The organism is Croceitalea marina (genome assembly GCF_042684265.1).
Lineage (GTDB): Bacteria > Bacteroidota > Bacteroidia > Flavobacteriales > Flavobacteriaceae > Croceitalea > Croceitalea marina.
This window is the reverse complement of the sequence record NZ_JBHULB010000007.1, coordinates 400,150-412,801: the sequence shown is the minus strand read 5'-3', so window position 1 is coordinate 412,801 and position 12,652 is coordinate 400,150. Positions and strand designations below refer to the sequence as shown.

Genomic DNA, 12,652 nt, shown 5'->3' with positions numbered 1-12,652 from the left:
TGATTCCTAATTAATGAATTTACTTAATCGTATAGCTGTAAAGGTTTCTCCCCTTAGTCTTTGACTGTTCGTCTGCAATCAAAATTGTAGTATTATCTAAAAAACAAACCGATTCAATTTGAGTTTCATGTTTCAAATAAATGGAATCAAATTTGGTTTCTGAAATTATATCTATATTAAAGTCTTTTCCTAAATATAAATAGCCATATCCAATTAAGGCAATGGTTTTTCCGTCCTCTGAAATGTCGGCACCAGTTACGGAGCAATGGTCTTGGTCATTACACAGGTTTATAGTGCCTACCAATTTCGCTTTATGATTTCCTTTTTTATCAGGAATTCTATAGACCAAGGTTTTCCCTAAATATGGTCTGGAACGGTCTTTTGTGAAGATGTACAAATGGCCATCCCAATGAAAAAAAGCCTCGGCATCGTAAATCAGGCGACTTTTCTTCGGGGGGAATTTCTTCTGCTCAGGATAATGAAATGTGATTTTATCAGATGGAATCTTATTCCCTTTTTCTCGTTCAGGATTTGGTAGTTTATAAATAGAGAGATCTTTTCTGTAATTACCGTTATTACCAAAATCCCCAATGTAAAGATTACCTTCTTTGTCCGTAGTCAAATCTTCCCAGTCTTTGTTTTCAGCATCTTTAACATCAAGACTTTTGACCATTATCGCCTGATGGTTTACGGCATAAATATCATCTTTATTGCCATTATCTTCGATAACCCAAATAAGGTGATCATTGTATATGGCAATACCGGAGACTTCACTTAAATTGTTCGGAAATTTTCCTAAATGATTTAAATCACCGTGCCATGTTTTTTGGGCACAAGCCTGTAGTATAATGAAACTGCTTAGAATGACCAGTTTATTCATTTAAATCCACTTTGATAGGCATGTAAATTTCAGCTTTCCAATCCAGCTCATTACCGCCCATATTTGGGTTGTTATGAAACACTTCAATCGGAAGGCCGGTAATCTTGATATCATTTTCTTTTGCATAATCTATTAGGGCGTACCAAGCTCTATCCGAAGTGATGTAATTACCATTATATATAGCTTTTAGTGCTGGCCGACTATCATAATTTCTGTATTCCACTTCTGGGTGTTCAGGTAGAGTATCCATTTGCTGAATTGGAAAACAAAATTTGAATTGAATACTATCCTTTTCTTTATCCCAATTTATTACTTCTAAAAAGGGAGGTCCATTGGATTTAAGATTATTTTCACTAATAACAGCGGTTAGTAATGGAAAATCTCCCATCATTCCTTCAGCTTTACCAATTTGAGAGGTTTGTAATTCAGTGCAGGCACAATAAGTTGTTCTGGTAGATTCTTCTTCGGCAATTTCAACTTTGAATTTTTCTAAATGCTCATCTAGGGTTTTAATAAAATCCTCCAAAGTTTTTCGAGTATTTTTTTCAAAATCCGTGTCTAAAAAAGGAATCTGAAGTTTATTCTTTAAACTATAATCCTTATCTGAAGCAAAAACTTTTATCTGAGATAAAGAATCATTGATTTTTTTGATTTTCCAAGTATAAATATGTGTGGAATCTCCAAACTTTAAGCTTTGTGTAAGTCTAGTAATATCTTTTTGATCAAGAATTTCTGAACCTTCCATGGTAACCCCCCAAGCTTTGATAACTTGGTTGATAGCGCCTGGAAATGTTTTTGCCTTAAAGTTGACTTGGTAATCGTATGATTTAATAAAAAAATACCAAAAAGCGGTGACTACTATTATACCACCAATTGCTAGAATTACTTTTTTCATTTAAAGAATTAATTAGTTGGGGCTTGCTTCATTTTTAAATTGGCTATTACAAAATCACCCAGATCCCTACCCTGTTTAACCCCTATTTCTACGGCTTTTCTATAATGAATACCACCATACATTCTGCTTATAGCAGCTTCATCAGCAGCTTCGCGAAAAGAATTAAAACTACGGACCGGGAGCCCATAAGCAATTTCAGTATCATCATCAAAAGCGAAATCGGTACCAAAAATACTGGTAAGTGCTGTTGCGGCTGCACCAGAAACAACACTATGACCACTAGTGTATTCAGGAAAAGGAGGCGTCTGCAATACAGGTTCCCAACTATCATCAATATGTTCATTGATTAATGTCTCTGGACGAATTAAATTACTTCTATATTTTTCATCCCAACAACTGATAAATGCATCTGCAATGGCTATAGATGTTTTGGTATAGGCATGTACAGTCGCTGTCAAATTTGAGTTTGTTTTTCGAGTAGCAATTTTGGTAATGCCAATCCAATGAGCGCCAGGAGTAATTTTTTTGGTCGCGAACATCAAATGCCCTCTAGTAATGGAAACATAAGGATTACAATCCCAAAACTGTGCAATTGCTACTTCTTCTGAAGTATCACCTTTGGCTGTGATTTCGTTACTGATATCATAAACCTCTTTCAATTCTTTATAAAAATCGGATTCTTTTTCCATAGAAAATGTTGGCGGTGGTGTAGGTTTAAATTGACTTGCTGAATCAATAACAAAAGGCCTAATTTTATTCCAATGTGGTTCAATACCACTCATATATGCAGGTGGGGTAGGTTGCCATCTTGATGGGTCTTCCGAGTCAACCGAAAATTTTGGCATAGTACGGGTCTGCTTATAATTGTCTTTATCCATCCATATTGCAATGTGCTCTGCAACTTGAAGCCCATACGTTTTTGAAGCATTAAATTCTTTTTCATTTTGACTTTCCCAAATTGAATAAAGACTATCCCTAAAAACTTCGATTCTCTCTTCTGAAAAAATTAACCTCTTACTTAAGTCAATATGGGCAACTAAAGCGGCAAGGTCAAAATTAACTTCTGTACCATTATTGGGCTCTGGAATACCTTTAAAACCATGTAATTGGTTTGAAAGTGATGTATAAGAGTTCTCTTTATGAGTTAATATCTCATAGGCAGCGATATTAGGATAGGCATATATTCTACTAGCTACTGGAGGTGAGAAAATATCATGAATCATAATCTTCGTGACCTTGTCAACAGAACTATGATAATGTTCTGGGGTTATTACAATAGGTTCTGTGTTTTTTTGACAGCCAGTAAACACTAAAAGCGCTAATGCTGCTGCAAACAATCGTTCTTTCATAGTCTATTTATTATTTATGGTTGAATTCATATACCTGTGCTTTATCATCATTAAATGTAGCTAGTAAATATGGTTTGTCTTTAAATTTTACAATATTCAGGTGGCGGATGGATTTTTTTGTAAAATCTAGTCCCAATACATTTCCCAAAGTTACTTCATTTTCATTTTTAAGCAGTGCTCCAGAAAAGGAATCGAAACGACCTTGGTAAGGTTTTACCCCAAAGTAATTGCCGGCTATCAATACTTCTTTTTTGCCGTCGTCATCAAAATCATAGGATAGAAAATCCAGCAGGGGAGAAACTTGAAGTTCATTTGAAAAAGGAACAAATTCAAAATTTCCCGATTCATTTTTTAAATACCCTGATGCAAGTTGGGTTACCTTTAAAACTGTAGCTTTTTTTAAACTTTCTTCTCCTAAAATTTGTTCTACTGTTTCTCCAGCGAATGAACTGTAGCTACTAAATTTCTTGCGCAATGATACCATTTGTGAGCTAAGTTCATCAAGCCCTTCCAAGGTGTAATAGTTTCCATTCTTTTGAATTGCCGTAACGGTTTCTGTTTGTCCGTTTTTGTCAAAATCTCCAAAATATAGTTTTAAAGGTGCTTTTTCCGAAGCCTTGAATTTTGAATTTGTGCCCCAATTGCCCAAAAGATAGTCTTTGTCGCCATCATTGTCTATATCGAAAGGTAGAATGGTCTGCCAAAGTCCGCTCAAGTTGATGGAATTGGATTCTACCAGCGTTCCATTTGAGTTTTTAAAGAATGTGGGAGACATCCATTCGCCAACTACAATTAAATCTTTTATGCCATCACCATCAAAATCGTCCCAAATGGCATCAGTTATCATGCCGATTTCTTTAGCTGCAAAATTCTCAAGAATTGAAAAATTACCGTCGGTGTTTACCAATAATACCGACTCTGGAATTTTTCCAAAGCTCGAACTTACAGTATGCCCACCAACAAAAACATCCAAATCACCATCGTTATCAAAATCATGAGGTCGAATTACCGATGCATTTTGAAAGTATTCTGGTAAATCGCCTAGTAAGAAACCTGTATCACCTTGGATATAATAATTATCTAAAAGGGGTTTTGAGTTTCCAAAAAAATGTGCACCGGCAGAGCCCAAAACAATATCGTTCTTGCCATCTTGGTTGAAATCTGAAATGGCGACCGCAACATCTTCTTTAATGGAATCGTTGGCAAAAGTGTTTATTTTCTGCTTTACGAAACCTGAATCTTTTTGAACATATACCTGCGAAGGAATAAATCTGGATCCTCCGAAGAAAATATCTTCTTTGCCATCATTATTTAAATCACCCACGTCGACCGCAGGGCCTCTATCCGAAGCCTTGTAGGGTATTAATTTTTCTTTTAAAAAATCATTGAAGTTATCTTCTTTGTGATTGAAATCAATCCCTAAATTATGAGCTGTTTTTTTAAACAAAGGGAGCTCTTTCCTTCTTAAGGTATTATAATCGAACGTTTTAGTGTTTTTAGGAGTGATCGTCAAAGTTTGGTTTACGTCTACATTTGTTAGTAGTTGATAGGTCATATTTGGCCAAACGATTTTAATGGAATCAATTTTTTGTGCTGTTCCGTAACCAAAGTGAATTATAGGTTCAGAACTGGCTTGAAACCCTCGAGTAGGGAAGAGTTCTTTATATTGTAATTTGCCATTATGATAAGAATATACTTTAGTGCCTATACCTTGCGTATTTCTGGAGGTATAATCAAATCTTAGTTTTAAATGGTTGGCAGCATCATTTATTTTGTTGATATAAATTGATGGCGCCTTGTTAACGTTGTTAGTGACTAAGTCTAAATCTCCATCCCCATCTAAATCACCTATTGCAGTGGCCCCAGAGATAATGGTGTCTTTGTCCATCCATTGACCCGACATATCTTTGAAAGTCAAGTCATTACTCCCCTTAAAAATGTAATTATGGACATTACCCGAGGGCATCATATTGATGGCTTTTTGATCAACCAGTTTTGTGTTATCCATTTTCTTTTGTATTTGCTCACTTGAAACAAATTTCACAAAATCAAGGTCATTTGGACGCCTTGAGATTCCGTTGGCAACAAAAAGGTCTTGCTCACCGTCAAGGTCGTAATCGCCAAAAAGTGCACTCCAGCTCCAGTCTGTGGCAGCAACGCCGCTTAATAATGCAGTTTCCATATATTGACCAGAAGGTTGGTTGATATAAAGCATATTTCTGGTAAATTGATAATGGTAGCCATAGTCTTTAATTCTCAATTTTTGAACTTGAACATTATCATCACCTTCCGAGGATTTTAAAGGAATTTCGTCTTCGGGCAACATATCTAAAGAAATTAAATCAGGAAATCCATCATGGTTAATATCAGTGGCATCATTACCCATTGAAAACCTACTTGTATGGCCAAAGTAGTCTCTAAGACTTTCTTTAAAAGTGCCATCGCCATTATTTAAGTAATAGTAATCATCTTCATGAAAATCGTTTCCAATGTAAATGTCCGGGTAACCATCTTGGTTAAAATCTGCAATGGATATACCTAGTCCATATCCGTTAATTCCCCCATAAATGCCCGCTTGTTCACTTACTTCTACAAACTTACCCCCATCATTTCGCATTAATTTATCTCCGGTTTGATAATTTCTTTCATACCTCAAATCCATCTTCCCAAAAGATTTTTGGGTATGTACGGCATGATTTAATAAGTATAAATCTAAATCCCCATCAAGGTCATAGTCTAAAAAAGCCGCATTGCTGCTGTAAGAATCAAAATCTAGACCATATTTGCCTGCACTTTCTGTAAAAGTAATTTGTCCTGAACCTGGAGAAGGGCCATTATTTATATAAAGTTCGTTGTAACCATCAAAACCATTTAAACCTACAACTGCGCATACATAAATATCTAAGAGGCCATCCCCATTTACATCGCCCATTACGGCACCAGTATTCCATGTACTATTACCTTGAATCCCAGCAGAAACAGAAATATCTTCAAATTTTAGATTGCCTTCATTTAAATACAAAGCATTCTTAACTTGATTTCCAGAAAAGAAAATATCGGGTAAATTATCGTTATTGATATCGCCTACAGCTACTCCACCACCATTGTAATAATAGAGGTAATCTAATATGTTCAGGTCGTCATTACTATTAAGCGTATTTTTAAAAGTAATGCCAGTGTCAGTAGGATTGGCATTTGAAAAAAGCTCCCCTTCTTTGTTTTTGCAACCTAGTATGAATAATAGAGATAAAATATAAATACTGTTTTTCATAAAGTAGCGTTTCACTTTCTGTTTATTGTAAATAGAATAGGCTTCATGTTATTAATGCCAACTAGAAAATTGACTTCACCATCTATATCGATTTCTGTAATATTTCTTGCTGGACCAGAAATGTCTATTTGCCAATTTTTTGCATGCTCGAATCCATTTTTTTCATCAAATCTCAAAAATATGCCATGAGAAGCGTCCATTCTACCTAATTGCGTACTTATTTCATATGTATTCCCAACAAGCAACACATCCTTAAATCCATCGTAATCAAAATCCTTAACGAGTATATCTTGAACAGTAGTTATTTGTGCCATTAGGGGGAGTTCTTTTTTGATGAAACTTCCTTTTCCATCATTTTCAAAGTAACAACTTGCCAATTCAAATACATTTTCTTTATCTGATTCTTCAAGCTTTTTTGCCCCAAATAAGGTTTCTATAGAGGCTGAGGAAAAATCATTATAAGACAAGAACTCTTTGTTCAAAAAAGGCATTTGCTTGACCAATTCATCTTTTGATGTGAATGGGGTTTCTCGGTTCTTGTAAAAATAAGTCACCAAAGGCTCTATTGAGCCATTACTATCAAAGTCGTTATTATAAAGTGTAATGGGCTCTTTTTTTGAAGCTGCAAACTTGCTGTTTTTGCCCCAATTACCAGCAATTAAATCAATATCGCCATCATTGTCAAAATCTTCAGCTTTTATAGTATTCCACCAACCGTTCGTGTCTTTTAATCCGCCGAACTCCTTTTTTTGTAGTGTCTTTCCATCATTTAAAAATATAGATATGGGCATCCAGTGCCCAGCTGAAATAAGGTCTTGAAAACCATTGCCATCAACGTCTATCCAGTAAACATCTTTTACGTTTCCGATATTTTCAAAATCAGGTGCTTTAGTTTTTGTAATGGTAGTAAAGTATCCTTTTCCATCATTCTCAAAAAGATATTGTTTAGGGTTTTTTCCAAATTGTCTTGGCACTTGGTCGGACGCAATAGTAATATCACTATCACCATCATTATCAAAATCGGAAACACTTACTTTAGCGGCATTTAATTCTATCCCTTCAAATTGAACTGAATCTTTATAAAAAATACCGTTGTTATTGAAATAGATTCTAGGTCTAATATTATCTGAGGTCTTAAATTCATTGCCACCACTTACAACTAATAAATCTTTAAAACCATTGTTATTAGCATCAAAAAAAACGTGCGAAATGTCTTCACTCATGGCATCTATAGAAAATAACTCTTCTTGCGTCAATTGAAATGTTTTATCTGAAGTTTGAAGATATAATGCTGAAGGTTGTGCTTTGGCACCACTAATAAAAAAATCGTCTAACCCATCGTTATTTACATCTGCAACTGAAATTGATGGACCCTCATTGGAATTTACAAAAGGAACTAAAGGATCACGATCAAACTCTATTGTTGTGTTTTCTTTATGTACGAACTTAAAAGGAAGGTCTTTTTGGGAGGCTAAGATGTTTCCTTTAAGACTGTTTGACTCGAAATAGTCTCCAGAAGCATTAGCATAATCTAGAAGAAGTGGGACAGTACTATTTACTTTGTTCAATGTTTGATATCGATGGTTGGGCCAAATAACTTTTAAAGAATCTATGATGCTATCGTTGCCAATACCAATTAGTAATTCATTTGGTACCGCAGATAAATAAGATCTAGAGGGATAGTTCTCAATAGTCATTTGTATACTGTCATTATACGCAATAATTTTAGAGCCGATACCAAATCTATTTTTTTCATTTCCCTTTAAACTGATTTTCAGAGATCTGTTTTTATTATGCAAAGTATTCTTCAGAATATAAGCTTCTGTGTCGATATTGTTTACTATAATATCCAAATCACCGTCGTTGTCTAAATCTGCATAAACACAACCGTTACTAAAAGATTCTTCACTTTTAAACCAAGTATCGGTTACGTTATCAAATGTGACACCATCCTTATTTTTAAAAAAATAATTTGCCACTTTTTTTTCTGGAATTTCTTTAATGAAGATCATTTCTTTTTCTGTCATGCCCTTGTTTATTCTTTTCTGAATATTATCGTTGGCAATAAAACTGATAAAGTCCATATCGTTTGTAGCTCCCTTTATACCGTTTGAAATAAATATATCTTTAAGGCCGTCATTGTCTAAATCAGCTAATAATGCTCCCCAAGACCACTCAGTTGCAGAGATACCGCTTAAATTTCCAATTTCACTAAAATTGGTATTACCCAAGTTTAGGTGAAGCGTATTTTGCATATACTGTGGCGCATAACCATTTCTTAAATATTGCCGATAGGTAGAGAATGGAAATTCGAGCCCTGATGTTTTATAGGTTTTTAAATCCTCTGGTAGCATGTCTAACGAGACAATATCGGTCAGGCCATCGTTGTTTAAATCTGCAATGTCATTTCCCATGGAAAAGTGTGTCGTATGCCCTAAATGAGTATCACTCGTATTGATGATTTCCTTAAAAGTTCCATTTTTTTGGTTAATGTATAAGTAGTCATTTTCAAAGAAGTCATTACCAACATAGATATCAGGGTATCCATCATTGTTTAAATCACTGATTCCTAATCCTAATCCATATCCAATATTTCCTTGAAATATTCCAGCTTCGGCAGAAACATCTACAAATTTACCATCATCATTACGAAAAAGCTTATCACCAGATTTTTCGTCAATTTGTTTACGCTTAATTCCTTTGCCATATGTGCGTTTTGGGTGTAAGGAATGGTTTAATAAAAACATATCAAGATCACCATCAAGGTCATAGTCAAAAAAAGCAGACTTGGTTGAGAACCCTGAGAAATCCAATCCATATCTGCTAGCATCTTCCTTAAAAACCGGTATGCCGTCTTTATTTATTCCTTGATTAATATATAATAGATTACATCCTTTAAAATCTTTATAACCGCCAACTTTACAGACATAAATATCTAACAGCCCATCGTTATTTATATCTACATGTGTTACGCCGGTGGTCCAATTTCCAACACTAGAGATTTTTGATTGGACGGTAACATCTTCAAACCTAAAATCTCCTTTGTTCAGGTATAATTTATCATGTTTTTGATTAGAAGTGAAGTATAGATCGATTAGTTTATCATTGTTAAAATCACCGGCGGCCACCCCTGCACCGTTATAATAATATAGGTAATTGAGGATGTTAAGTTCTGGCGAACTTTTTAGTTCATTCTTAAATTTAATACCAGAAGTAGCGGAGGGTATTTTTATAAAAAGGCTAGTTTCTTTCTTTTGATTACATCCGCAAAAAAGAATACTAATACCAATAATAGTGAAGAGATGAGCTTTCATTTTATGAAAAGAGAAATATAAGGATTAACCATTATATGGGAAAAGTACTTTTAGTTAATGTTTTTGCTAAAATAAACCGTGTTGTCTATTTGAAGAATTGCGAATGTTGCTAGCCCTATTTTTTAATGGTAAGAGATTACCTTATTTTATGCGTTTTAATGAAAAATAATATGTAGTGCAATTAGGGATAATGCCATGCCAATACCTACTTTACCCAATAAAGGAGATGCGGGTTCGGGTTTTAATTTATCTTTTATAAAACTACTTTTTGACCCTAACCAAATAATGGTAAACCCAATTAACATTACCCACATGGCCCTAACAAGGTAATTCATATCTGGGAACAGGTAGATAAACAAAAACTGAAGTGGTATAGTCGCCACAAAACCAAACAATGCCACGCGATGTTTTGGAGCCATTAAGAAAGCGGCAGCACATATCAACACTACTATTCCGCAATTGATAAAATATCGCAACTCATTGAGTGTGTGGGTAAATGCGGCGCCGGAGTCTTTAAATTTGATATAGAGTAATACAATTCCAATGATTACCCCAGATATAAAAGATATTAAGATGGCTTTTTTACCCGATTTTACTATTTGTTGGTCCGTAGCATCTTTTTTGATATAGACTTTATAAATGTCTATTGACCATAGAGTTGCTAATGAATTAAAAGTAGAATCAACTGTACTCATCAGAGATGCAAATAAGGCACATAAAATAAGCCCTTTTAGACCCACAGGAAGATATGTATTCACCAAATATGGGAAAGCAGAATCTGGATCGGTCAACCCGTTCTCTCCAAGTATACCGACAAGTGCAATACCCGGGAGAATAATAATGGCAGCCATAAAGTATTTCATTAGACCACCTACCATAAGACCAATTTGAACATCTTTTAGACTTTTTGCCGCCAAAGAGCGTTGTACCACAGATTGATTGGCACACCAGTAGTTTATATTAAGTAAAAAAGCTCCAAAAACATGTATCCAAGGCAGCTTAGGATGATCAGCTGGTAAATGTAAGTGCATCAAATCGCCAGTTTTGGTATACAATTGTGACCACCCACCCAAATGGTGAATAGCGATGAGCATGACCACTATTCCTCCGGAAAGCAATATCGCAAACTGAATGACATCAGTACGTACAACCGCTGCTAAGCCTCCAAAATAGGTATATGTTGCTGAGAATAATCCTAAAAAAACAATCAAAATGGCGATACGTGTTAACCTATCTTGATGGATAAATGACAAGTAATCACCAAAAACCAAATCAACGGAATAAGCACCCCAAAATAGTGCTGCACCAAGGGTTATTGTAGAAAAGAGTAGGATATTAGATCCAGAATATAATAACGCAATGGTACTTCCCAGACGGGTTTTTATAAACTGGGTTATCGTAATAATCTTCTCCCGAAGATACATTGGAACAAATATGAAAGCTGCTAATAGTAAGCCTTGAATGGCATTGATTTCAAAATTTGCCTGTGCCAAACCATACAAGTAAGCAGAACCCATAAAACCTAAAAACTGATAACCTTGTACATTTGTAGCAATTGTTGAAAAAGCGATAGACGGCCAACGAAGGTTTCTAGAACTTAAAAAATATTCTTCTGTAGTGGCATCCTTAGAGGTTTTACCAGTAATCGCAGTTACAAAGACAATAATAAAATATGCACAAACAATCAGTAAGTCAATCATAAAATGTGGTACTTATTCGGTTGGTTTAATACTGTAATATAAGGCTTTTGTTGTTAAAAAAGGTATTTCAAACATTGTTATACACGTATACCAGCCGCTAATGGAGATAAGGATTCTTCATCAGTAACTTTTCCTTGCGCAATAGGCATTGAAAAGGTCTTAATTTTTGGTAGCACCAATTTTGCAAATCTTTCACATTCCTCTTTATGGGGATAACCAGAAAAGATAAATGACCTTATTCCCATATCCATATAACGATTAAGTTTTGCTACAATCTGATCAGGAGTTCCAACCAATGCCGCTCCACAGCCCGAACGTCCTTTACCTATACCGGTCCATAAATTATCCTCTACGTAACCATCATCTTTAGAAATTTCTCGCATTTCAGCTTGCCTACTAACCCCGTAAGATTTGGCATCCAATGCACGTTCACGCATTTCTATACCTTGTTCTACACCTAATTTAGAGATAATACTGTCAGCATATGCTCTTGCTTCTTCTTCAGTTTCTCTAACTACAACATGTACCCTAAGTCCAAAATCTACTTTTCTACCATATTTGCCTGCCTTTTCACTCATGTTTTCCATTAAGGTCCTCAGGTTTTCCTCGGTTTCTGGCCACATAAGATACACATCGCAATGCTCAGCACATAAATCTACTGCGGCAGGGGAGTATCCTCCAAAATAAAGTAATGGGCCATTTTTTTGGTATGATTTAGCCGGACTAGAAGGTAATTTCATATTATAAAACTTTCCTTTAAAGTCAATCTCGTCTTTTGTCCAAGCTTGTTTTAAGATTTCGATGACTTCTCTTGATCTTTGATACCTATCTTCTGATGATAAATCTTCTCCCGGAAGATTGGAAGAAATAATATTTATAGTAAATCTTCCTTTTAGGATATGGTCGATTGTTGTTAATGTTCTGGCAAGCATGGGCGGATGAATTTCACCACATCGTACAGCGGCCAAAATGTTTATCTGTTCAGTCATTGGAGCGACTGCAGCGGCAAACGGTAATGTATCTTGCCCTACCTGATATGATGAAGGGCATAAAATATTTCGATACCCATTTCTATCGGCAGTTAAGAGAATTTGCGAAGCATTCTCAAATGTGCTTTTATATTCCATGTTTCGCTCGCCCAAGTATCTATCGTCTCCATTACATATTGGCGCAAACCAAGAAACTTCTGCGCCTTCTAAATGTGGAGATCTAATCTGTATCTTATTATTTTTCATTGTGTTTA

General features: G+C 35.3%; 7 protein-coding genes. All 7 read right to left on the bottom strand.

Features of this window, described 5'->3' with window-relative positions:
* Nucleotides 1–19 precede the first annotated feature (19 nt).
* Complete coding sequence (locus ACFSQJ_RS05860; RefSeq protein WP_377766020.1) at nucleotides 20–880, bottom strand: hypothetical protein; 861 nt, start codon at nucleotides 878–880, stop codon at nucleotides 20–22.
* A complete protein-coding gene (locus ACFSQJ_RS05855) occupies nucleotides 873–1,775 on the bottom strand; it encodes a GyrI-like domain-containing protein (RefSeq protein ID WP_377766019.1) in 903 nt (300 codons plus the stop codon). Before ACFSQJ_RS05855 ends, ACFSQJ_RS05860 begins: the two co-directional genes overlap by 8 nt.
* Nucleotides 1,776–1,783: 8 nt before the next feature.
* Nucleotides 1,784–3,124: a vanadium-dependent haloperoxidase gene (locus ACFSQJ_RS05850; RefSeq protein ID WP_377766018.1), complete on the bottom strand. Its 1,341-nt coding sequence runs from the start codon at nucleotides 3,122–3,124 to the stop codon at nucleotides 1,784–1,786.
* Nucleotides 3,125–3,134: 10 nt separating this feature from the next.
* Entirely contained in the window at nucleotides 3,135–6,395 is a 3,261-nt protein-coding gene (locus ACFSQJ_RS05845; RefSeq protein ID WP_377766017.1) for a VCBS repeat-containing protein, read from the bottom strand.
* 11 nt (nucleotides 6,396–6,406) lie between these two features.
* Nucleotides 6,407–9,709 (bottom strand): VCBS repeat-containing protein, encoded by a 3,303-nt coding sequence (locus ACFSQJ_RS05840; RefSeq protein WP_377766016.1) that lies wholly within the window; start codon nucleotides 9,707–9,709, stop codon nucleotides 6,407–6,409.
* Nucleotides 9,710–9,864: 155 nt separating this feature from the next.
* Nucleotides 9,865–11,409 (bottom strand): SLC5 family protein, encoded by a 1,545-nt coding sequence (locus ACFSQJ_RS05835; protein WP_377766015.1) that lies wholly within the window; start codon nucleotides 11,407–11,409, stop codon nucleotides 9,865–9,867.
* Nucleotides 11,410–11,486: 77 nt separating this feature from the next.
* Nucleotides 11,487–12,644, bottom strand: coding sequence for an LLM class flavin-dependent oxidoreductase (locus ACFSQJ_RS05830; RefSeq protein WP_377766014.1), 1,158 nt, complete (start codon nucleotides 12,642–12,644; stop codon nucleotides 11,487–11,489).
* Between the last annotated feature and the right edge of the window lie 8 nt (nucleotides 12,645–12,652).